At 61.2% G+C, this 22,276-nt stretch carries 24 protein-coding genes; 11 read left to right on the top strand and 13 right to left on the bottom strand.

The window, feature by feature from the left end:
- Positions 1 to 61: 61 nt before the first annotated feature.
- Both rhlB and QK296_RS21120 read right to left on the bottom strand, forming a co-directional pair.
- On the bottom strand, positions 62 to 1,528 hold the full coding sequence (gene rhlB / locus QK296_RS21125) for an ATP-dependent RNA helicase RhlB (protein WP_003188753.1): 1,467 nt from the start codon (positions 1,526 to 1,528) through the stop codon (positions 62 to 64).
- A 95-nt stretch (positions 1,529 to 1,623) separates the two neighbouring features.
- The gene (locus QK296_RS21120) at positions 1,624 to 2,280 is read right to left on the bottom strand and encodes an alpha/beta hydrolase (RefSeq protein WP_003188754.1); all 657 of its coding nucleotides are present in this window, start codon (positions 2,278 to 2,280) and stop codon (positions 1,624 to 1,626) included.
- Between the two features lie 346 nt (positions 2,281 to 2,626).
- Between QK296_RS21120 and QK296_RS21115 the strand changes: the two genes are divergently transcribed.
- The 4 genes from QK296_RS21115 to QK296_RS21100 all read left to right on the top strand — a co-directional run bounded on the left by QK296_RS21115 (position 2,627) and on the right by QK296_RS21100 (position 6,795).
- Entirely contained in the window at positions 2,627 to 3,658 is a 1,032-nt protein-coding gene (locus tag QK296_RS21115) for an amino acid ABC transporter substrate-binding protein (protein WP_003188756.1), read from the top strand.
- 72 nt (positions 3,659 to 3,730) lie between these two features.
- Positions 3,731 to 4,912: an amino acid ABC transporter permease gene (locus tag QK296_RS21110; RefSeq protein WP_003188757.1), complete on the top strand. Its 1,182-nt coding sequence runs from the start codon at positions 3,731 to 3,733 to the stop codon at positions 4,910 to 4,912.
- A 10-nt stretch (positions 4,913 to 4,922) separates the two neighbouring features.
- Complete coding sequence (locus QK296_RS21105) at positions 4,923 to 6,020, top strand: amino acid ABC transporter permease (protein ID WP_003188758.1); 1,098 nt, start codon at positions 4,923 to 4,925, stop codon at positions 6,018 to 6,020.
- Between the two features lie 10 nt (positions 6,021 to 6,030).
- A complete protein-coding gene (locus tag QK296_RS21100; RefSeq protein WP_003188759.1) occupies positions 6,031 to 6,795 on the top strand; it encodes an amino acid ABC transporter ATP-binding protein in 765 nt (254 codons plus the stop codon).
- A gap of 57 nt (positions 6,796 to 6,852) precedes the next feature.
- Here the strand turns inward: QK296_RS21100 and QK296_RS21095 are convergent, their stop codons facing one another.
- Positions 6,853 to 7,341 (bottom strand): type II toxin-antitoxin system MqsA family antitoxin, encoded by a 489-nt coding sequence (locus QK296_RS21095; RefSeq protein ID WP_034135880.1) that lies wholly within the window; start codon positions 7,339 to 7,341, stop codon positions 6,853 to 6,855.
- Complete coding sequence (locus QK296_RS21090; RefSeq protein WP_003188762.1) at positions 7,338 to 7,649, bottom strand: type II toxin-antitoxin system MqsR family toxin; 312 nt, start codon at positions 7,647 to 7,649, stop codon at positions 7,338 to 7,340. The genes QK296_RS21095 and QK296_RS21090 overlap by 4 nt, the downstream gene beginning before the upstream one ends.
- Before the next feature lie 159 nt (positions 7,650 to 7,808).
- Here QK296_RS21090 and QK296_RS21085 point away from each other — a divergent pair, with 159 nt between their 5' ends.
- On the top strand, positions 7,809 to 8,468 hold the full coding sequence (locus QK296_RS21085; RefSeq protein WP_212613868.1) for a FadR/GntR family transcriptional regulator: 660 nt from the start codon (positions 7,809 to 7,811) through the stop codon (positions 8,466 to 8,468).
- Positions 8,458 to 9,723 (top strand): CynX/NimT family MFS transporter, encoded by a 1,266-nt coding sequence (locus tag QK296_RS21080; protein WP_282391266.1) that lies wholly within the window; start codon positions 8,458 to 8,460, stop codon positions 9,721 to 9,723. Before QK296_RS21085 ends, QK296_RS21080 begins: the two co-directional genes overlap by 11 nt.
- On the opposite strand, the gene QK296_RS21075 is transcribed toward QK296_RS21080, so the two are convergent.
- From QK296_RS21075 to QK296_RS21035, 9 genes are all read right to left on the bottom strand, one after another.
- Entirely contained in the window at positions 9,720 to 10,364 is a 645-nt protein-coding gene (locus tag QK296_RS21075; RefSeq protein WP_282391265.1) for a DUF1120 domain-containing protein, read from the bottom strand. The genes QK296_RS21080 and QK296_RS21075 overlap by 4 nt on opposite strands.
- Before the next feature lie 24 nt (positions 10,365 to 10,388).
- Positions 10,389 to 11,528, bottom strand: coding sequence for a DUF1120 domain-containing protein (locus QK296_RS21070; RefSeq protein WP_282391264.1), 1,140 nt, complete (start codon positions 11,526 to 11,528; stop codon positions 10,389 to 10,391).
- Between the two features lie 11 nt (positions 11,529 to 11,539).
- Positions 11,540 to 13,975 carry a fimbria/pilus outer membrane usher protein gene (locus tag QK296_RS21065; RefSeq protein WP_003188769.1) on the bottom strand — a complete coding sequence of 812 codons (2,436 nt, stop codon included), beginning with the start codon at positions 13,973 to 13,975 and terminating at the stop codon, positions 11,540 to 11,542.
- A 119-nt stretch (positions 13,976 to 14,094) separates the two neighbouring features.
- Positions 14,095 to 14,799: a fimbria/pilus chaperone family protein gene (locus tag QK296_RS21060; RefSeq protein WP_003188770.1), complete on the bottom strand. Its 705-nt coding sequence runs from the start codon at positions 14,797 to 14,799 to the stop codon at positions 14,095 to 14,097.
- Between the two features lie 32 nt (positions 14,800 to 14,831).
- On the bottom strand, positions 14,832 to 15,515 hold the full coding sequence (locus QK296_RS21055; protein WP_057710974.1) for a DUF1120 domain-containing protein: 684 nt from the start codon (positions 15,513 to 15,515) through the stop codon (positions 14,832 to 14,834).
- Between the two features lie 3 nt (positions 15,516 to 15,518).
- The gene (locus QK296_RS21050; RefSeq protein ID WP_003188774.1) at positions 15,519 to 16,139 is read right to left on the bottom strand and encodes a DUF1120 domain-containing protein; all 621 of its coding nucleotides are present in this window, start codon (positions 16,137 to 16,139) and stop codon (positions 15,519 to 15,521) included.
- An 11-nt stretch (positions 16,140 to 16,150) separates the two neighbouring features.
- Positions 16,151 to 16,771 (bottom strand): DUF1120 domain-containing protein, encoded by a 621-nt coding sequence (locus QK296_RS21045; RefSeq protein ID WP_034135874.1) that lies wholly within the window; start codon positions 16,769 to 16,771, stop codon positions 16,151 to 16,153.
- 27 nt (positions 16,772 to 16,798) lie between these two features.
- The gene (locus QK296_RS21040; protein ID WP_057710975.1) at positions 16,799 to 17,428 is read right to left on the bottom strand and encodes a DUF1120 domain-containing protein; all 630 of its coding nucleotides are present in this window, start codon (positions 17,426 to 17,428) and stop codon (positions 16,799 to 16,801) included.
- Between the two features lie 15 nt (positions 17,429 to 17,443).
- Positions 17,444 to 18,067, bottom strand: coding sequence for a DUF1120 domain-containing protein (locus QK296_RS21035; RefSeq protein ID WP_003188778.1), 624 nt, complete (start codon positions 18,065 to 18,067; stop codon positions 17,444 to 17,446).
- Between the two features lie 384 nt (positions 18,068 to 18,451).
- Here QK296_RS21035 and QK296_RS21030 point away from each other — a divergent pair, with 384 nt between their 5' ends.
- The 5 genes from QK296_RS21030 (at position 18,452) to QK296_RS21010 (ending at position 21,992) form a co-directional block, all read left to right on the top strand.
- Complete coding sequence (locus tag QK296_RS21030; protein ID WP_282391263.1) at positions 18,452 to 19,270, top strand: response regulator; 819 nt, start codon at positions 18,452 to 18,454, stop codon at positions 19,268 to 19,270.
- A 198-nt stretch (positions 19,271 to 19,468) separates the two neighbouring features.
- Positions 19,469 to 20,104, top strand: coding sequence for a response regulator transcription factor (locus tag QK296_RS21025; protein WP_034135870.1), 636 nt, complete (start codon positions 19,469 to 19,471; stop codon positions 20,102 to 20,104).
- A 90-nt stretch (positions 20,105 to 20,194) separates the two neighbouring features.
- On the top strand, positions 20,195 to 20,665 hold the full coding sequence (locus QK296_RS21020; RefSeq protein ID WP_282391262.1) for a nuclear transport factor 2 family protein: 471 nt from the start codon (positions 20,195 to 20,197) through the stop codon (positions 20,663 to 20,665).
- Between the two features lie 37 nt (positions 20,666 to 20,702).
- Positions 20,703 to 20,975: a GIY-YIG nuclease family protein gene (locus QK296_RS21015; RefSeq protein WP_003188786.1), complete on the top strand. Its 273-nt coding sequence runs from the start codon at positions 20,703 to 20,705 to the stop codon at positions 20,973 to 20,975.
- A 75-nt stretch (positions 20,976 to 21,050) separates the two neighbouring features.
- Positions 21,051 to 21,992, top strand: a complete 942-nt coding sequence (locus QK296_RS21010) for a glutathione S-transferase family protein (protein WP_057710978.1) — start codon at positions 21,051 to 21,053, stop codon at positions 21,990 to 21,992.
- The last annotated feature ends 284 nt before the right edge of the window (positions 21,993 to 22,276 follow it).

Genomic DNA, 22,276 nt, shown 5'->3' with positions numbered 1-22,276 from the left:
GCAATAGTGGCCGAGCCCGTAAAAATGCCAGTCAGGTTCGCTGACTGGCATTGAGTCGCGCTTAAGGCCGCTTGCGCTCCACCGCCCGCAACAAATGCGTCGGCGGCGTCTCACAGCTGATCTTGCGCCCCAGCAACGCCTCGATGGACGGCAACTGGTACGAGTCATCTTCGCCCGCAAAGCTGATCGACACACCCGCAGCCCCAGCACGCCCGGTACGGCCGATGCGGTGCACGTAGTCGTCCGGCACTTCCGGCAGGGTGAAGTTGATCACGTGGCTGATGCCGTCGATGTGAATACCGCGACCGGCCACGTCGGTGGCCACGAGCACGCGGATCTTTCCTTCGCGGAAGCCTTCCAGGGTCTTGATGCGTTTGTGCTGCGGCACATCACCCGACAGTTGCGCAGCGTTGACGCCGTCACGTACCAGGCGTTCTTCGATGCGGCGCACTTCGTCCTTGCGGTTGGCGAACACCATCACGCGCTCCCAACCGTTGTCGTTGACCAGGTTGTAGAGCAGTTTGTACTTGTCGGCACCGGCGACGGCATAGATATGCTGCTCGACGTTTTCGCTGGCAACGTTGAGTGCTTCGATCTCGACGATGGACGGGTCAGTGGTCCACTGCTTGGCGAGGTTCATCACGTCTTCGGTGAAGGTCGCGGAGAACAGCAGGGTCTGGCGCTCGGTTTTCGGCGGGGTCTGGCGAATGATCTGGCGTACTTGTGGGATAAAGCCCATGTCGAGCATGCGGTCGGCTTCGTCCAGCACCATCACTTCGACCATGTCCAGGTGCACGTCGCCGCGCTGGTTGAAGTCGAGCAGGCGGCCCGGGGTGGCGACGAGGATGTCGCAATGGCGGGCTTCAAGGTGCTTGAGCTGCTTGTCGAAGTCCATGCCGCCCACGAACGTCATGACGTTGAGGCCGGTGTACTTGGTCAGGTCGGCGGCGTCCTTGGCGATCTGCACCACCAGCTCACGGGTTGGGGCGATGATCAGCGCACGCGGTTCGCCCATGTAGCGTTCTTTGGGCGGCGGCGTTTGCAGCAGTTGGGTGATGATCGAGATCAGGAACGCGGCGGTCTTGCCGGTGCCGGTCTGTGCGCGGCCGATGGCGTCTTTGCCTGCGAGGGTGAAGCCCAGCACTTGCGCCTGGATCGGTGTGCAGTACGGGAAACCCAGGTCCTGGATGGCGTGCATCAGTTCCGGGGCCAGTTTGAAATCGTGGAAGCGGGTCTTGCCTTCCTGGGGTTCGACGACGAAGTCTTCGAGTTTCCAGGGGGTCACGGGCGGCTTGGGCGCACGTTCGCGACGGGGCTTGGCCACAGGCGTCGGGGCGGGCTCGGCAGGCTTTACCTGTTCAGGCGGCGTCACCGTGGTTTTGTTCGGTGAGGCGGCGGGCGCGTTCCGGCCGGGCTGTTGACCGTCATTGCGGTTGCCGGGCTTGGGGGCAGGTGCACTGGGAACAGGCGCGAGCGGCTCAGCCTCGCTTTTGCCGAACATCTTCTTGAGTGCTTTGAGCACGGTCATCTCATTAATTGATTAAGGAATGTACGCCGTCCAGTGTAATGCAAGAATCGGGCGCGGCGTAGTGCGTCTGTCATACGGCTACATAAACACGGGGTTCAGCGCAGCCGTTCAGCCAGCCAGGCGCCGATATCGTGTATCTCTTGGGGTAACACTTCGTGGCCCATTGGGTATTCCTGCCATGTCACGGTGACACCACGGCCTTTCAAATGCTCGTAGGCGCTGCGGCCCATGGCGTTCTGAACCACTTCGTCGTACTGGCCGTGCAGGCAGAGCGTAGGGATGCGTTGCTGGCTGGCGGATAATTGCAGGTCATTATCGAAGGTGGGCGCATAGGTGGAGAGGGCGATCACACCGCCCAAGGGCCCCTCCCATTTCTTGAACGCGGTGTGAAAAACCACGGCGCCGCCTTGAGAAAAACCAGCGAGGAAAATTCGCGAAGTGTCTATTCCGGTTCTCTGTTGTGTCTCGATCAGGTCCGTAACCATTTTTGCCGACGTTTCCAGTTCTTCCAGGCTGATCGAACGGGCCGGGCTCATGGCCTTGATGTCGTACCAGCTCGGCATCTCGTAGCCGCCATTAATCGTCACCGGGCGCGTGGGGGCCTGGGGCAAAACAAAGCGGGTGCTCAGCAAGGTTTCCTGCAGCGCTTCGGCCACCGGCAGGAAGTCGTAGCGATCGGCGCCCAGGCCATGCAGCCAGATAACGCAGGCGTCTGCTGGCTTGGCGGGCTGAAGAATCAAGGGTTCGGTCATGTCTGCTCCATAGATGTGCGGGCGCTCCGATTAGGTGCGTCGGAACGGTGCGCGACAGGTTGATCTGTTAAGAGAATGTCGCAAGGCTGAATCTTTTGCCATTGAAGCGCAGTTGCAGCCACTCGGCCAAGACTCTGGTACGCGCCTTGCTATGTGTATCTCGATGTCAGAACTCTCCTAGGACGGTAACACTATCAGTGAGTGCCGCTCGTGGGAAAGCAACTGCAATTACCGCAAAAACCTCATGCTGCTTGGCCCCAAAAAAAACCAACACGGGTCGATATCGCCTCATAAGGGTGCGCTGAGGTTGGAGCTCCGACACAACAAGAGCAATTGGAGGTTTGTAATGAAGGTATTGAAATCCACCCTGGCCATCTTCACTGCGGCGGCTGTACTGGGTGTCAGTGGTTTTGCCCAGGCGGGTGCCACCCTGGACGCCGTGCAGAAAAAAGGCTTTGTGCAGTGCGGTGTGAGTGACGGCCTGCCGGGTTTCTCGGTGCCGGATGCCAGCGGCAAGATCCTCGGGATCGACGCTGACTATTGCCGCGCTGTGGCGGCTGCCGTGTTTGGCGATGCCACCAAGGTCAAGTTCAGCCAGTTGAACGCCAAGGAGCGTTTCACCGCGCTTCAGTCAGGCGAAGTCGACATCCTGTCGCGCAACACCACCATGACCAGCTCCCGCGACGCGGGCATGGGCCTGAAATTCCCGGGCTTCATTACCTACTATGACGGCATCGGCTTTCTGGTGAACAACAAGCTGGGCGTCAAGAGCGCGAAGGAACTGGACGGTGCAACCATCTGCATCCAGGCCGGTACCACCACCGAGCTGAACGTTTCCGACTACTTCCGCGCCAACAACCTCAAATACACCCCGATCACCTTCGACACTTCCGATGAAAGCGCCAAGTCGCTGGAATCCGGGCGTTGCGACGTACTGACGTCCGACAAATCCCAGCTGTTCGCCCAGCGCAGCAAGCTGGCTTCGCCGAAAGACTACGTGGTGCTGCCGGAAACCATTTCCAAGGAACCCCTGGGCCCGGTCGTGCGTAATGGCGACGACGAGTGGCTGGCCATCGTACGCTGGGTGGGCTACGCCATGCTCAACGCTGAAGAGGCCGGTGTGACCTCCAAGAACGTCGAAGCTGAAGCCAAGGCCACCAAGAACCCGGACGTTGCGCGTCTGCTCGGTGCTGACGGCGAATACGGCAAAGACCTGAAAGTGAAGAAGGACTGGGTGGTACAGATCGTCAAGCAAGTGGGTAACTACGGCGAGATGTTCGAGCGCAACCTGGGCAAGAGCACGCCGCTGGAAATCGACCGTGGCCTGAACGCCCTGTGGAACAACGGCGGCATTCAATACGCACCCCCTGTGCGCTGATCGCTGATGGTTCTGTCACCCGGTAGGCCAACTGCCGGGTGATGTTCTGTTCCATTATTTTCGGGGCACTTCATGCAAAATCAAATCGGCGCACCCAAGCAGAAGCTCAGCTTCAGCGACCCCAAAGTGCGTGCGTGGCTGTTCCAGATCATCACGATCGTGGCGGTGGTCTCGCTGGGCTGGTACCTGTTCCATAACACCCAGACCAACCTGCAACACCGGGGCATCACCTCGGGTTTCGACTTTCTTGAGCGCAGTGCCGGCTTCGGCATCGCGCAGCACTTGATCGACTACACCGAATCGGACAGCTATGCCCGGGTGTTTGTCATCGGTCTGCTCAACACTTTGCTGGTGACCGTCATCGGTGTGGTGCTGGCAACCCTGCTCGGCTTCATCATCGGCGTGGCGCGCTTGTCGCCTAACTGGATGATCAACAAGCTGGCCACGGTGTACGTGGAGGTATTTCGCAACATTCCGCCGCTGCTGCAAATCCTGTTCTGGTACTTCGCGGTTTTCCTGACCATGCCAGGGCCGCGCAACAGCCATAACTTCGGTGACACCTTCTTTGTCAGCAGCCGTGGCCTGAACATGCCAGCAGCGCTGGCGGCCGATGGGTTCTGGCCGTTTGTGGCCAGCCTGGTGGTCGCCATCGTTGCCATCGTGCTGATGACCCGCTGGGCCAACAAACGCTTTGAAGCGACCGGGGTTCCTTTCCATAAATTCTGGGCGGGCCTGGCGCTGCTGGTGGTGATCCCGACGCTGTGCGTGTTGGTCTTCGGCACGCCGCTGCATTGGGAAATGCCCAAGCTTGCTGGCTTCAACTTCGTCGGCGGCTGGGTGCTGATCCCGGAACTGCTGGCGTTGACCTTGGCGTTGACGGTGTACACCGCGGCGTTCATTGCCGAGATCGTGCGCTCGGGCATCAAGTCCGTCAGCCATGGCCAGACCGAAGCGGCACGCTCACTGGGCCTGCGCCCAGGGCCGACGCTGCGCAAGGTCATCATCCCGCAAGCGTTGCGCGTGATCATTCCGCCGCTGACCAGCCAATACCTGAACCTGGCGAAAAACTCGTCGTTGGCCGCCGGTATCGGTTATCCGGAAATGGTTTCGCTGTTTGCCGGCACGGTGCTCAACCAGACCGGCCAGGCCATTGAAGTCATTGCCATCACCATGAGCGTGTACCTGGCGATCAGCATCAGCATTTCTTTGCTGATGAACTGGTACAACAAGCGCATTGCGCTGATCGAGCGGTGAGGACACACCCATGACTACGCATACGTTCAAACCTGACATGCCACCGCCGAGCAAAGTCTTCGGGCCGGTGGCCTGGATGCGCGCCAACTTGTTCTCGAGCTGGCTCAATACACTGCTGACCTTGCTGGCGATCTACCTGGTGTACCTGGTGGTGCCGCCGATCCTGCACTGGGCCATCCTCGATGCCAACTGGGTGGGCACCACCCGCGCCGACTGCACCAAGGAGGGCGCCTGCTGGGTGTTTATCCAACAGCGCTTCGGGCAGTTCATGTATGGCTATTACCCCGTCGACCTGCGCTGGCGCGTGGACATGACGGTATGGCTGGCCATCGTGGGCGTGGCGCCGTTGTTCATCTCGCGTTTCCCTCGCAAGGCGATCTACGGCCTGGGCTTTCTGGTGTTGTACCCGATCATCGCCTACTGCTTGCTGCACGGCGGCGTGTTCGGCCTGAGCAATGTGGCGACCAGCCAATGGGGCGGCCTGATGCTGACCCTGGTGATCGCCACTGTCGGCATCGCTGGCGCCTTGCCGCTGGGCATTGTGCTGGCGCTGGGGCGGCGTTCGAACATGCCGGCCATTCGGGTGGTCTGCGTGACCTTCATCGAGTTCTGGCGCGGCGTGCCGTTGATCACCGTGCTGTTCATGTCGTCGGTGATGCTGCCGCTGTTCCTGCCCGAGGGCATGAACTTCGACAAGCTGCTGCGGGCGCTGATCGGTGTGATCCTGTTCCAGTCGGCCTATGTAGCCGAAGTGGTGCGCGGTGGTTTGCAGGCGATTCCCAAGGGGCAATACGAAGCCGCTGCGGCGATGGGCCTGGGCTACTGGCGCAGCATGGGCCTGGTGATTTTGCCGCAGGCCTTGAAGTTGGTGATCCCTGGGATCGTCAACACCTTCATTGCCCTGTTCAAGGACACCAGCCTTGTGATCATCATCGGCCTGTTCGACCTGCTCAACAGCGTCAAGCAAGCCGCCGCCGACCCCAAATGGTTGGGCATGGCCACTGAAGGCTACGTGTTCGCCGCTTTGGTGTTCTGGATTTTCTGTTTTGGTATGTCGCGCTATTCCATGCACCTGGAACGCAAGCTCGACACTGGCCACAAGCGTTAGGAGTTTTTTGATGAGCGAAGCAATCAAACAGCCTGTGAGCCCTGAAGGCATTATCCAGATGCAGGGCGTCAACAAGTGGTACGGCCAGTTCCACGTGTTGAAAGACATCAATCTCAACGTCAAGCAGGGCGAGCGCATCGTGCTGTGCGGCCCGTCGGGCTCGGGCAAGTCCACCACCATCCGCTGCCTCAACCGTCTGGAAGAGCACCAGCAAGGCCGCATCGTGGTCGATGGCGTGGAGCTGACCAATGACCTCAAGCAGATCGAAGCGATCCGCCGTGAAGTGGGCATGGTGTTCCAGCACTTCAACCTGTTCCCGCATTTGACCATCTTGCAAAACTGCACGCTGGCGCCGATGTGGGTGCGCAAGATGCCCAAGCGCAAGGCCGAGGAAATTGCCATGCACTACCTGGAGCGTGTGCGCATTCCGGAGCAGGCCCACAAGTTTCCGGGGCAACTGTCCGGCGGCCAGCAACAGCGTGTGGCCATCGCCCGTGCCTTGTGCATGAAACCGAAAATCATGCTGTTCGACGAGCCGACCTCGGCACTCGACCCGGAAATGGTGAAAGAGGTTCTGGACACCATGATTGGCCTGGCCGAAGACGGCATGACCATGTTGTGCGTGACTCACGAAATGGGCTTTGCGCGCACCGTGGCCAACCGCGTGATCTTCATGGACAAGGGTGAGATCGTTGAACAGGCGGCACCGAATGACTTCTTTGATAACCCGCAGAATGAGCGGACCCGGTTGTTCTTGAGCCAGATACTGCATTGATGGAAGGTTAAAAAAAACCCGGCCTGGTGCCGGGTTTGTTTTTGCCTGTTGATCTGCTCAGGAGGCTTGGGCCGCAAGTTGTTGCTCATCTTTTTCTATGAGCAGGCGATTGAGGTCATCGCCGACATTGAGCGCCTCGATCTCGGCTAGTAGATGCGGATGCTTATCCAGTAGGCGCATGAGTGTAAACAATGGTTCAGGAGGGAAAACCTCAGCCCTTTCGTAGCGAGAAAATGAATTTTGCCCACGCACAGTCAAAAGCTTCACTGCGTCCTTCTGAGTGAGATGCAGTTTGCGACGGATTCGCTTCATTTCGGCAGCGATGATTTTTCTGCCATCAATCAATAATTGGTCACTGGCGTCGGAATAACGCTCTGCGCTGTCATCGTCATGATCGAATTCGATTTCCTTACAGACCTGGCATTCCCAGCCCGCGATGTTTGGAATGTCGCGCATCATGCCGCGCGTGTTGATGGTGAAGGTGCGACCTTCGAAATGCTGCATTCCCTCATGGGCTCCGCAATTCACGCATTGTTGGGTTTTCATAAGGTTTTCTCCTTGAAGGAGATTACGGGAGCTCCACCGCTTGAGCGGTAAGTCACCTTGATGTAAATCTCCGTACCGTACATTTTGATGAGATAGACGTCCTGCCATACCCGATGGTCTGAATAGGTTGTCATTGATTTGTACAACATTCGCTTTTCAAGGGCGCAGACCGCCAACCGCATCTGGCCGATACTCAATTCAAGTTGTCGAGCGCTCTCCCGCGCACTTGCCGTAAATGCTCCGTTGCCCAGCTGGATGACTTGCGCCTTGATCAGGGCCAAATCGTAATGAGGTGTGTACTTTTCCATAAGACACCTGAGTCCAATAATTACCCTCTAAGGGTAATTTTACCAATCGAAAATACTGCTCCTTTTCCTGCCTAAGAACCCTAGTGCGTTGCCTTTGTAGGTAACTCCGAATAGCCTGTAGGAAAATTCATCCTATGATTGGACGAAAGCGCTAAACCCATGACAGACATCGCCCCGCTGATCAAACGCTCCCTGGTCGACCAGGCGCTGGAGCAACTGCGCCTGCGCATCTCCCAAGGCGTATGGGCCATCGGCGAGCGCCTGCCCACCGAGCCCGAGTTGTCCGCCGAGCTGGGGATCAGCCGGAACACCGTGCGTGAAGCCATGCGGGTATTGGCCTTTTCGGGCTTGATCGAAATTCGCCAGGGCGATGGCAGTTACCTGCGCTCGATGACCGACCCACTGGGCACAATGCGGGCGTTGTCCCATTGCACGCTGGAGCAGGCGCAGGAGACGCGCCAGATTCTGGAAGTGGAGGCCATCGGCCTGGCTGCATTGCGTCGTACCGAAGCGGACCTTGAGGCATTGCGCAAGGCGCTCGCTCTCAGCGCCGAGCTTTATCACGGCGACCTGGAGGCCTATATCAGCGCCGACCTGAAGTTCCACCAGCACGTGGTGGATGCGGCGCACAACCCGGCCTTGAGCGAGCTGTACCACTACTTCTCGGCCATTGTCGGCGCGCAGCTGCGCCAGACCCTGAACCGCTCACCGCGACGCCAGGCGGTGTTCGACCTGCATGGAGCGCTGCTCGATGCGGTGGAACAACAAGACCCGGACCGCGCCAAATCCCTCTGCCGGCAGTTGATCAATGAACCCTGAAGCCCCACGCAAGACCGAACTCGAAGAACTGTTGATCGACGCCGAAGCTGACGACGACAGCGTGCAGCAGGCGCCGCCGAGCGTGGTTCGGCCATGGCTGCTGTTGCTGGGCCTGGTGTTGGTGGCCTTGAACCTGCGCCCGGCCTTGTCGAGCTTGTCGCCGTTACTGGCAGAGGTTTCGAGCAGTTTGGGCTTGTCCGCCGCCAAGGCCGGGTTGCTGACCACCTTGCCGGTGCTGTGCCTGGGCCTGTTCGCGCCCACCGCGCCGATGCTGGCACGGCGTTTTGGCGCCGAGCGCGTTGTGCTTGGCATCCTGTTGACCCTGGCCGCCGGGATCATCCTGCGCAGTTCGTTGGGTGAGGTGGGGTTGTTCCTCGGTAGCCTGGTTGCAGGGGCCAGCATCGGCATCATCGGTGTGTTGCTGCCGGGTATCGTCAAGCGCGACTTCGCCAGGCAGGCCGGTGCCATGACCGGTGTCTACACCATGGCGTTGTGCTTGGGCGCCGCCATGGCGGCCGGTGCCTCTGTGCCGCTGAGCCACGCCTTTGGCGACAGCTGGAAGATCGGCCTGGGCTTCTGGATCCTGCCGGCGCTGGTGGCGGCCCTGGTCTGGTTACCCCAGATTGGGCAGAAGCACGGCGCCCATCGTGTGGCCTATCGTGTGAAAGGGTTATTGCGTGATCCGTTGGCCTGGCAGGTCACCCTGTACATGGGCCTGCAATCGTCACTGGCCTACATCGTGTTCGGCTGGTTGCCGTCGATCCTGATCGGCCGTGGCCTGAGCGCGACCGAAGCCGGGTTGGCGCTGTCGGGCTCGATCATCGTGCAACTGCTCAGCTCCCTGGCCGCACCGTGGCTGGCCACGCGCGGCAAGGACCAGCGCCTGGCGATTGTGGTGGTGATGCTGCTGACCCTCGCCGGGCTGTTCGGTTGCCTGTATGCACCGCTGGAGGGCCTATGGGGTTGGGCGATTTTGCTCGGCCTGGGGCAGGGCGGCACCTTCAGCCTGGCGCTGACCCTGATCGTGTTGCGCTCGCGCGATTCCCATGTGGCGGCCAACCTGTCGAGCATGGCCCAGGGCATCGGCTACACCCTGGCGTCGATGGGGCCGTTCGCGGTCGGCCTGGTGCATGACTGGACCGGCGGCTGGGCAGCCATTGGCTGGATCTTCGCTGTGATCGGCCTGGGGGCCATCATTGCCGGGCTGGGCGCCGGGCGTGCGCGCTATGTGCAGGTCACCAGCGAGAAGGTTTAGAGATACACCACTTCCAGCGTGGCCGAGCCATCGAGCGGGGTTTCCACACTCAAATCCAGATTCTGGCGGGCATTGATCACGGTCTGCACCGTGACGTTGCCCCCCAGGGTACCGATGGCCGTGGGCCCGCTGACGCTGCCCTCCACGTCGGTAAACCCCAGGTAGCTTCGCGAGCCAATATCGATGGGGTTGAGATTGGAGGTGCGCCACGCCAGGCCACCGGTGGTGGACTCGGTGCCGTATACCTGCGCGGTGTTGCTGGCCTGGGTTTGCCGCGGGTCGAAGGTCATGGAGTAAACCCCCAGGCGGTTGCCGCTGCTATCAAACCCCAGCCCGTAGTAAATCTCGCTGTTGACCATGGCCGAGCCGTCGCGGTTGTCGCGCATGCGAAGGGCGTAGCGGACGGGGCCATTGCAGGCGATGCCGATATGCAGCGTCTTCAGGGGCAGGCGCGTGGCGGTCTCCAGGTTCAGCTCTTGTTGGGCAATCTTGCCGTAGTCGATCAGGCCACCGCTGGAAAGCTGCGGCAAGCAGGCGGCGGGGACGATCAGTCCGTGGACGCTCAGGTCCACTGTCGAGGCGGCCAGCACCGAGGGCGCGCAGGCCAGTAACGCCAGGCTGGAAAGGATGCGGGTTTTCATGGGGCGGACTCCTTACAGGGGGGCTCAGGGGTAGACGATTTCGAGCGTGCCGGAACCGTTGATGTGCACCACGTCATGCAAGTCCAGGCTTTGCATCGGCGCCAGGTAAGTCTTGATGCGCATCGTGCCAGTCAGGGTTTGCAGGGCGACTGGCCCTGTGGTAACGCCGGTTTTGTCGGTAAAGCCCATGATGCTGTTGGCCGCCATGGGGATCTGCCGCGCGGTGGAACTGCTCCATGCCACGCCATTGCTGGTGGAGTCGGTGCGGTACAAGGTGGGGAAGGCATCGGCGCTGAATTCGGCCGGGTCGATGGTCAGGTAAAAGCGCCCGATCTTGTTGCGGCTGGCATCCAGGTCCAGGCCATAGGCCGTTTCATCGGTGCCGCCCGTGGCCGAGCCGTCGCGGTTGTCCTTCATGCGCAGGGCGAAGCGGATGGGCGCGTCGCAGGTCACGCTCAGGTGCAGTGTGCGGGTGGGCAGCGGTGTTTCAGTGCTGGCGTTGAGGTCTTTGGCGTACAGAGTGCCGTAGTCCACCACGCCTTGGTCGGACAAGCTCGGCAGGCAGGCGATAGGCGCGAAGTGCGCGCGCAGTGTCAGCTCCCGGTAGCGTCCATGGTGTGCGCCGTACAGCATGCCGGAGACTTCCCAGGTGGTGGCATCGCGCACCTGGGTGGCGGCAGGGTCGGCCCAGGCACGCAGGCTCATTTGCAGTGCCAGGGTTTTACCGGTGAGCACCGTGCCCCGTTCGACCGGTGCGATGCCGTGGTCGGGTCGCCATTGCAGGACGCTGCCAGTGGCGACGGGCGCCTGCCCCACGGCGGGCAGCACCCCCAACTCGACCGCGCGGCCGTCGAGCAGGGCATTACTGACTTCAATGGCATAGCTGCCGTGCTCGGTAAACTGCCAGCGCTGCGGGCTGGCGGCTTGCGCACGGTAGAACAGGCTGAGGTCTTCGGCCTGGGGGCAACTGACGGTCACACTCAGTCGACGCTCGCCGAGCAGGCGTTGCGGTGCGCTGTCGCTTTGCGCCAAGCGGCTCATCAGGCCGAAATCCAGCAACGGCTCACTGACGTTCAGTTGGCATTCTTCAAAAGCCTGGGCTGTGCCGGCGGCGCCGATCAACAGCCCCAGGCACAGTTGACGCAAACAGCTTGCAAGGGGCATGGCGGGAATCCTCAAGGTGCGTGACAGCGTGCGGGGGCTGTTTCGAAGTACACCGAGGGGTCGGCTTTTTCCGGCAGCGAGTAACGCAACTGGCAACGGCGCCCTTGGGGCGTGGTTATCCACAGCGTCGATTGGCCCAGCACATTGGGTAGAAACACCTGGCTGCCGTCCTGCACCAGGGTGATGAATTCACCATTGGCACTGCTGACGGAGGCACCCGCCGGCAACGGCGCGCCCTGGTCGGTGCTGACGGTGAGCAGCAGGCGGCGGGTCAGGCCGACGCCAAATTTGACGCGCTCCACGGCGCCACGGCCGGCCGAAACCATGGCCAGGCCATTGTTGATATCGGCATTGCGCGGCAATGAACGGGTTTGCACTTCCACCGGGCTGCGCCCGTAGGCGGCGACTTGCGGCACCACGGCCTGGCCTTGCCAGTCAGTCCACACCGGGCCGCTGGGGGTGGTGAGTTTGATGCCGCTCATATCGCCAACCGACACCAGCGCGAAGGTGTCGCGCACCGGGTAGGGAGAAAAGGTCACGCCGTCGCCATGCAGCACCACACCGCCGCGAGCACCGCCTTGATAGCTGGAACGCTCGGCGTCGGAGCGGCTGTAACTGACATCCAGCTGGCTGTAGCGCGGCAGCGCGGAGATGCCCAGGGTGGTTTCCACTTGATGGTCGCTGCTGTCGTGCTCGGCGCTGACGCGGTAGCTGAGTTGGTCGTCGATCTGTTCGGTGATGCCCAGGCCGGTGCGGTTCTCGCCACCGGAGTTGCGCACCCAGCTGCGCAGCCGGCGACTCTCGCCCAGCGGCACGCTGATATTGAGGTACACCGCGTTGTCCTGCTGCTGGCGGCCGCCCATTTGCCACTCGGCACTGGCCGACAACGACACCGCACCGATGCTCGTGCCCCAGGAGGCCAGCGCCCGGCTGCTGCTGTCGCCGGCAAAATTGGCCGAGCGTGAAACCCCTGCACTGAATGCACCCAGTTGGGGGTGCGACCAGCCGAGGTTGAGGCTTTGCTGGTCGCGGTAGCGCGAATCACGGTTGCTGTCGTCGCGCGTGTAAGTGCTTTCTTCGAGTTCGCGGTAGCCGATGCTGCGCCAGGAATTGGCGGCGCTGATCGACCATTGTTCGCCCAGGCGCTGGGACCAGGACAGATCAGTCTGCACACCGGAGACCTTCTCTCGGGCCTGGCTGTTGGACACTTGCGTGGACAGTTGGATCTGGCTGTCCAGCCACGGTAACCAGCCCAGGCTGGCGCCCACCGAACGGTATTGACTGGCCGCCAGCACGCCCGTGCCGAGGGTCAATTGCGGGTGCAGGGCGCCGGTCCAGCCGCCACTGATTACCCACGGATCCTCGCCTTCGGCATCGCCCACATTACGCACTCGGCCCGCTGCCACGGAGTAACCCGGGGCTGGCAACCCGAGCCCGAGCATGGCCGCTGGCACGGTGAAGCGCCGTTCACCGCCGACGCTCTCCTTGACCGTGACTTCGACGTCCGAGCGCGTGTTCAAGCGACGCACATCGGTCAGGGCAAAGGGCCCGGCGGGCACCACGGTGGAATGAATCAACGCGCCGTTCTGGCGCACCTCCACCTGAGCCGGGCTATTGGCGATGCCCTGGATCAGCGCGCCCTGGCCTTGTTCTTGAAGGGCGTGCTCGGTGAGCACCTGCACGCCGGTGATCTGCGCGCCGGACAGCACCGGGTTGTACAGGTTGATCTGCCCGGCTTGCAGCACCGCCTGGTGGCTGGCGAAGGTGCGTTGGGCATAGGCTTGCAGGTGGGTGCTGCGTGACAGGCCATCCTGCCAGGTCTGCACCTGGCGGCTGCGCACGATCCAGTCGCCGGCATTGAACCCCACCTCGGTATTGGCCGAGCCAAACCGGCTGGCGTCATCGCCGAAGCGGTTGTAGAAGCCACTGAGGTCGTAGTTGAGCAGGCCGGCAAACCCGCCGGTTTCGTAGCCGGAGATATCCTGCTGCACGGGGCGCAGGGCGTCGGTGGGCACCACCAGCGACACCGTCAGTGTCGCCGGGTCTGGTTCCACAAGGGTTTGCGGGTACCGCGCAAGAAAATCATGGCAGCCCTCGGTTTTACCAGGCGGCACCAGATTGGCCGCGTCCAGCAAAGCGCGGTCAAAGCACAGGTTGCCCTGCTGATCGAAGTTCACCGCCAGCCGGCCACGGCGCTGACCGTTGACGCGCAGGCTGACGGTGTGTTGCCCGGCTGCGTAACGCGGTGCGGCCAGCAACAGGCTGGCCAGTTGTGGGTCGATACCACGTTGTTGCAAGGTCTGGGCATCGAAGCCGGACGAGCTGGAATCTTCGGCGCACACTTTGGCCGGTATGAGCGCGCACAGCAGCAATACCAGCGCCAGGGCAGGGCTGGCAAAGGGATCGGGCACGGCTTCGCCGTCACGGTAACTCAATACTGTTTTCACGCAAGGTACTCGAATAGTGAACGCGCAGGCCTTGTGGGCCGGGCGTTCTGGTGACGATCAACAAGCCGTCACTTCGTTACTCAGGCGGCGCAGGGTGGTACGCCGCCTGGGGTGTTCCGTCAGAAGCTGATTGGTGCGTCGTAAGCCTTGACCGCGAACCCGTACACCGTGGCCGGCTGCAGCCTGACCGTCTTGGCCTGGCTGCTGCTGGCCGGCACGCTCAAGGCTTCGCCGGGCAGCACATAGGTCCGAGGCAGCAACGCCTTGCCGTCACCGGGCAGCAGTTGCAGCTCCTGCGCCAGACGCACCACGTACGGCGTGTCGTTGCGCACCTGTAACTGGCCTTCGCGCAGTGTCCAGGTCAGGTCGGTCCAGGGCGTGCGGTTGGGGGCCAGGCCCTTGGGGTGCACGATCACCGGCAGGTTCTGGCGCACGGTCACACCTACGCGGGCATGCCCGACGGCGGTGGCGGCGCGTCCCTGGGGCATGCCTTCGAACACTGCGCGTTTAAGCCTTTGGGTGAGCAACGGCTGCCGGTTTTGCAGAATGAAACGCACCAGCTGGGACTTGGAGGCTTCGACCCGCGACAGCGGCGGTGTCACCACTAACAGCGGTTCGGTGTCTTCCGGAATGTCCTGCAAGGTCACATGCAGCAGGGCCAGCTGGCTGTCGGTGTTGGTCACCGACACGGACGCTTCGCCTTCGGCCTCGTTCACGATCACCACGGAGGTGTCCGGGACCATACCGTCGGCTTTTACCTGATCGCCGAGCATCAAGAGCAAGGCAATCAGGCCGACAGCGGTGTTTGAGAATGTCGTCGTCATGACGGGTTTCCATTAGCCAAAAAAGGGGGCGGTCAGAGGTAGCGCAGGTCCAGGACGATGGCGCCGTCGAGCGGAACTTCCTGGTCCAGGGTCAGGTACTGGGAAAAATTGATCGCAGTGCTCACCTGAACCTGGACGGTCAGCTGGCCGATGAAGTCCGGTTGTCGGTCACCGACTGGCGCGAAGGCCATGTAGGTGCGGGGGTAGGCATTGGGCTCCTGGGACCAGGTTTCGCCGTTGTCGCTGGAAGCCAATGCTTGCAGGGGCTGCGCATCGCCCACTGCGTTGCGATAGGCCAATGCCACGGAGCCCAGGCGTTCTTCGGGCACATGGATGTTCCTGCCCAGCCCGTAGAAATAATCGGGGGCCGACGAGGAGTCGGCGCGATTATCGAGGCCCACCAGCGCAAACAGCATCGGCCTGGCGCACTGCACACGCAGGTCGAGCGTCTGGATCGGCAGTACGGTGAACTCGTCGGCATTGAGGCTGTGAGAAGGAATCTTGCCGTGATCGACGGTGCCTTCATTCGTCAGCTCGATATGGCAGGCGTCCGGGGTTACCCGGCCGGTCACCGTGAGGTCGACGGCCGACGCACCGTGGGCTTGGGTCATCGCTGTCAGGCCAAGCACGATGGCAACGCTACGCCCCCATGCCGTGAGCACGGGCAGTGCCAGACGCCGCCCATGCCTGTCGGTGTTCAAGGGATGAGCGGCCATGGGTTAGAGGTACTTCACTTCAAGGGTGGCGGAGCCGTCGAGGGTCACCTCATTGCTGAGGTCCATGCCGGCGGTGGCCAGAATGAAGGTCTGCACCTGTAAATCGACCACCAGGTCTTTGACCGCCAGTGGCTGGCTATCGTCATCCATCGAGGCAACCGACATGTACAGGCCCGGATCCCAGAACTTTTCTTTGAACCAGGTATTGCCTTGGTCGGACGATGCGATGGGTTGCACCACCACGCCATCTTCGGCAAGCGGATTGGCTAGCGTGAGGTTGTACCCGCCCAGCTTCTGGGTTTCGTTGATAAAGCCCAAACCGTAACTCGAAGAGATACCCGAGGAGGCACGGTTATCGACCGAGTGCAGGGCGAACTGGATCGCAGCGTCGCAATTGACCGCCATGACCAGGGTGTGGTTGCCGATGACTGTCGGGTTGTCCGGGTTCAGGTCCTTGGCGGAGATCTTGCCATGGTCGATCACGCCACCACCGGACAGGCTCGGTGTGCAGGCGCTGGGCACGATCAGGCCTTTGACGGTCAGGTCCACGCTGGATGCGGCGAAGGTGGTGGCCGAGTGGAGCAGCAGCACGCTGGCGGCCAGGGTGGTCAATCGGGTTTTCATCGGGAGGCTCCTTAGAGGTAATTGACTTGCACAGTGGCGTGGCCGTCGATGGGCACTTCGTCGGTCAGCGTCAGGTTGCTGGCGGGGGCGATGTGGGTGATCAGGCGGATTTCCGCGTCCAATGCCTGGATCGCGATCGGTGCAAGGCCGTCGCCGTCGGCGACGGCCGTCAACAAGCTATGGCTGAGCATCACCGAGGGGATCCAGGTCACGCCGCCGTCCCGGGAGGTGATGGTGCGTACCGGTACGCCATCGGCCACCGGGCTATACAGGCCAAGCCCGGCGTCGCCGACTTTTTCATCGTTGGGTGTCATGCCCAGGCCATGCCAACTGAAGTGGCTGGCGGCAGTGCCCGCACGGTTGTCGATGGTGTTCAGGGTAAAAATGGTTGGCCCTTCGCAACGCACACTCAACAACATGGTTTCCCTGGGCAAGTCGGTGTAGGTGTCGGCGTTGAGGTCTCTGACCGACACCTTGCCGAAGTCGACGGTACCGCCGCCGGAGACCACGGGGGCGCAGGCACTGGGGGTGATGACCCCTTTGACCGTCAGGTCCTGGCTACTGGCGGCCCATACCGGGCCGGCGCCGATCAGCAACAGTGTGGCGGTGAGGGTAGTGAGGGGGCTAACCATGGGGCACGTCCTGTGGGTGAGGGGCGGTTAAAGGTATTTCACTTCAAGGGTGGCGGAGCCGTTGATCGGAACTTCTGTGCTCAGGTCCATGCCGGCTGTGGGGGCGATAAGGGTTTGCACCATCAGGTCTGCCGTGACCTGCTGGACCGGGGAGGGTGCCCAACTGCCGGAGGAACGGTCGCCAAACGAGGCGTGGTAGGTAATGGGCCAGACGTCGCCCGGGAAGCTTTCCCGCCAGGTGAGGCCGTTATCGGACGACTCGATCAGGGTGATTGCCGCGCCGTCAGCCACCGGATTGCCGAGCACCAGTGTGTACCCGCCCAATTTTTTGCCGCTGACCAGGCCCAGGCCATAGCGGTTCATGGGGTCGGGGGCGTCACCCTTGTTGTCCGTGCCCTTCAGGGCCAGCAGGGTTGGCGCATCGCAGACGATCGACAGTTGCAGGGTGTGGTTGCCGAGCAACGTCCAGTTGTCCTGTTTCAAATCCTTGGCCGCGACTTTGCCGTGGTCGATGATGCCGCCGCTGGAAAGGCCAGGGGCACAGGCGCTGGGTGTAATCAGGCCCTTGACGGTCAAATCGACGCTACTGGCGGCGAACAAAGACGTGGACATGGCGAGCAGCAGGGCACTGCTGAGCAGGGGCATGCAGGTTTTCATGTGAGAGGCGTCCATTTACAGGTATTTGACTTCAAACGTCGCGGAACCATCGATCGCGACTTCGTCGGTCAATGTCAGCCCTTTTGCGGGGGCGATCACTGTGTAGAGCGTGACGTCCATGATCGCGTCCTTGATCGGGTGCGGCGCCCAGCCGCTATCGCCACGACTGCCCAGTGCCACCAACTCGTTGGGCGCGATGCCGTCGTCAGGCAGCAGCGTTACCCAGTGGCCGTCGGCGTTGTACATGGCCAGCAGCGTGGAGGGGGTTTCGGCGACGGGGTTGCTGAAACCCAACTGATACATGCCCAGCTTCTGGTTTTCGTTGATCATGCCCAGGCCAAAGGAGTAGCCATAAATCGCAGAGCCAGCTCGATTGTCGATAGGCTGGATGGCAAACAGCGTTGCCGCATCGCAGTTGACGCTCAGTGGCAGGGTCTTGCGCTCAAGCGGGGTGCTGGTGTCGATATTCAGGTCTTTTGCCGCGATTTTTCCGAAGTCGACGTCACCCGGCAGGCTCGGTGTACAAGCGCTGGGCGTGATCAACCCTTTGACGCTCAGGTCGACACTGCTGGCGGCGAACACTGAAGATGTCATGGCGAGCAGCAGGGCACTGCTCAACAGGGATACAGGGTTCTTCATTTCCAATTGTTCCATTGCAGTCTGGCAGATAGAAACGCGTACAGGTCAGCGCTCGGCCCTGTGTGGGCGAGTGGTTGGCGTGGCGGCGGTCTCAGTGTTTTTTTGCGGTGCCGGGGAGTGGCCATCCGTCCCTCTTTTGGGGTGGGCACAATTTAGCGAGGGGGCTGCGAGGGGGAAATACAACTAATACGACATTGGCGGGTTGTGGTGTAAGCGCAGTGCGGGACGGTAGATTTTCGCGGCGTTTTTCGTAGTTGTTGTATCGGCTTGAAGCCATTCAAAAGGATATAGGTTGAAAGTCGATAACGATCAAAAGGGTGTGCCTGGCATTGCTGTATCAGTGCCGCGGATGGCTGCCGAATTAATCACCACGAAGAGGTACTGATGGGTTCGCCAGGAGGTTCAATCGCAGGAGCGAGCCGGACAGTCAAACCGCCTTTTTGTCCCCCGCCCCATTGGCAGTACTTGAATGTTCTGGTCGTGGAGGATCATTCAGCCTATCGCCTGTTGCTGGGTTGGCTGTTGCAAAAACTGGGGCTCGGACACGCGCTGGTCACCGATGGCTTCATGGGATTGGACACCTTTACCAACCGGCCCTTCGACCTGGTGATCAGTGATTGCCGGATGCCCTTCATGGACGGTTACAGCATGACTCGTGCGATTCGCCAGCATGAGCGTGAGCAGGGATTGAAGCGCGTGCCCATCATTGCCTTGACCGCCAACCTGCAAAACGACAGCCCCCAACATTGCCGCAACGCCGGCATGGATGCCTGGCTGCTCAAACCCCTGACCCTTGAACAACTGCACGCCGTGCTGGTGCGCTGGTTGCCGGGCGGCGATGGCAGTTATGTCGAGCCATACGCTGCTGCGGCGGGGGCGAGCTGGCCCACCCGTGCCACGCTTGTGACCACGTTTGGCAGCGACCTGGTCGTCGACCAGTTGCTGGAAACCCTGTTGATGGAGGCCTGGGAAGACCAGCGGGTGTTGCGTCATGCCCGTGTGACGTTGAACGCGCCATTGACCGCCGAGCGTCTGCATCGGCTGGTGGGCAGCCTGGTGTTCCTGGGCGGCACGGGGTTGGAAACCAGTGCCGTGAGCTTGATCGAGCAGGTCCAGGCCGAGGGTGTCGCTACGCACACGGCGCAACTGGAAGTGTTTGAAGCACGGCTGTGCGCTTATCTGGAGTATCTGTCTGAGTTGTGAAGAATGTTGTTGCAGAGCGTTTTACCTGGTCGTTGGTCTAAGTTTGGCTGTAGGTATTTTCCTATTGTGCTGTAGTCCAAAAATCAGCCACTACTGAACATTGGGTTCGGCCGCAAGTGCCTCTTTGTTAGCAGTTGTTGATGATCGCAGGCAGAGGTATTTTGCGCGGATTCAAGTTGCCATCATTCGTGGGTGCCTATGCTTCGAGTAATTATTGCTGACGATCACCCTATTGTCCGGGTCGGGCAGAAAGTCGTGATCGAGGCGAATGGCAAGTGCAAAGTGGTCGGTGAAGCCGATGGTCCTGATCAGTTACTCGGCGTGCTCAGTCGCACGCCGTGCGACGTACTGGTCACGGACTTCGCCATGCCAGGCGGCCAGCAGGCCGATGGCTACTGCTTGTTGGGCCTGTTGCAGCGCCAGTATCCGCAGTTGCCGGTGATACTGGTCACCATGTTCGCCAACGTCGCCACGTTACGCGCAGCCTTTGCCCACGGCGCCAGGGCAGTGGTCGCCAAAAGTGCTTCGGCCAAGGAGTTGCCCTTGGCGATCAAGGCGGTGTGTGCTGGCCAGACCTTCGCCAGTGAATGCCTGCGGGTACAACTGGTGGAAGCCGGCACTGGCGATCAATCCCAGGAGCCGCAGTTGTCTGGCAAGGAACGCGAGGTGGTGCGCATGCTGGCCAGCGGCATGACCGTCAGCCAGATTGCCGCCCAGGTCAACCGCAGCATCTCCACCATCAGCAAGCAGAAAAGCACGGCGATGCAGCGCTTGAGTATTTCCACCGACGTTGACTTGTTCGCCTACGCCCGCAGTACGGGGATAGCGCCGTAGCGCGCTTATTTGCGTGGCGAATGACAGTAGCCATGACGGCTTGGGCGGCTTATCGTGCGCCTACTCTTTTGACGTCCGCGGAGCCTGCCCATGAGTGATACCCATAACGCCCTGATCAGCCAATTCTATAGCGCCTTCCAGCGCCTGGATGCCGAGGCCATGGTTGCCTGCTACAGCGATGACGTGGTGTTCAGCGACCCGGCCTTTGGTGAACTGCGAGGCCGTGACGCAGGGGACATGTGGCGCATGCTCACCACCCGTGCCAAGGATTTTTCGTTGACCTTCGACCAGGTGCACAGCGACGAGCGCACCGGCAGTGCGCATTGGGTGGCCACCTACCTGTTCAGTGCAACCGGCAATACGGTGGTCAACGATATCCAGGCGCGCTTTGTATTGCGCGACGGCAAGATCTGCGAGCACCACGATCACTTCGACCTGTGGCGCTGGTCGCGCCAGGCGTTGGGCACCAAGGGCCTGCTGTTGGGCTGGACGCCGCTGGTACGCAACGCCGTACGCGCCCAGGCGAACAAAGGCCTGAAGGCATTCCAGGCCAGTCGTTGATAAACTGCGCGCCCCTTTTGCCTTGCCGAACCTGTCCGTGAGTACGCCTGAACCCAAGCCTTGGTATGTCTACCTGGTGCGCGCCGCCAATGGTGCGCTGTATTGCGGCATCAGCAACGACCCGGTGCGCCGGTTTGCCTCGCACCAAAGCGGCAAGGGCGCGCGGTTTTTTCTGTCCAGCCCGGCAGTGGCGCTGGTGTACACCGAGCAATGCGCGAACAAGGGTGAGGCGCTGCGTCAGGAACGCCTGATCAAAAAGTTGAAGAAGAGCGCCAAGGAATGCCTGGCCGCAAATGGCTCATCACTCTGACTGATAGGTTCCCATCACGCAGCCAGGACCGTTTGCGCGGTAATCTGCTCGCTCACTCGCCAAGCGGAAACCCGTATGTCTGAGCTCATCCTGCACCATTATCCGACCTCACCCTTTGCGGAAAAAGCGCGGCTGTTGCTGGGCTTCAAAGGCCTGTCCTGGCATTCGGTGAACATTTCGCCGGTGATGCCCAAGCCCGACCTGACGGCCTTGACCGGCGGCTACCGCAAAACTCCGGTGCTGCAGGTGGGGGCGGATATCTATTGCGACACCGCCCTGATCGCTCGCCGCCTGGAGCAGGAAAAGTCCTCACCGGCCCTGTTTCCGCTGGGCCAGGAAATGATCACCCAGACCTTCGCCACCTGGGCCGACAGCGTGGTATTCGCCCATGCCGTCAGCCTGGTGTTCCAGCCCGAATCGGTGGCGGTGCGCTTTGGCAAGTTACCGCCCGAGGCCATCAAGGCCTTTATCGCTGACCGCGCTGCGCTGTTCAGTGGCGGCACGGCGAGCAAGCTGCCGGCTGAGCTGGCCAAGCATCAATGGCCGGCGATCATGACGCGGTTGGAGCAACAGTTGCAGCGTGAGAGCGGCGACTTCCTGTTCGGCGCGCCGTCGATTGCCGACTTTGCCCTGGCCCACTCGCTTTGGTTCCTCAAGGCCACGCCGGTCACCGCGCCTTTGGTGGATGCTTATCCGGCCGTGCTGGCCTGGCTGGGACGGGTGTTGGGTTTTGGTCATGGGACCGCCAGTCAGATGACCGCGGAGCAGGCTTTGGATATCGCCCGCAATGCTACACCGGCACCTTTGCCGGATGAGGTGTTCGAGGATTTGAACGGCTTTAAGGTGGGTCAGGAGGTGACCATTGCGGCTATCGACTATGGCGTTGATCCGGTGGCTGGCGAGTTGCTGTTCGCTGGGCGTGAAGAGCTGATCCTGCGTCGCACGGATGAACGCGGTGGTACCGTGCATGTGCATTTTCCGCGCTGGGGTTTTCGCATCCAGGGCATAGCTGCCTGAAGGACGAACGACTCATCCCTGTGGGCACTACATGGCCAGTGTGGGAGCTGGCTTGCCTGCGATGGCGGCCTGACAGCCGACACCTATCTACCTGATACCCCACGATCCAACTGTGCGGGCTTGCTCGCGAAGGCGGCCTGACAGTCAACACAGCTGGATTGTGTACATATCCATTCCTTCGGTAACGGCCACTTAGGGTTCCGCCTGACGGCGGGTCACTTTGGAAAAGAGCCGGAATGCCGGCCCAGCCCAAAGTAACCAAAGGGCTCTTGCCCCACCACTCG

Origin of the sequence: Pseudomonas sp. AL10 (assembly GCF_029960685.1) — a bacterium.
Classification (GTDB): domain Bacteria; phylum Pseudomonadota; class Gammaproteobacteria; order Pseudomonadales; family Pseudomonadaceae; genus Aquipseudomonas; species Aquipseudomonas lactis.
Note: the sequence above shows the minus strand (reverse complement) of the source record. Positions and strands in the feature narration are given on the sequence as shown.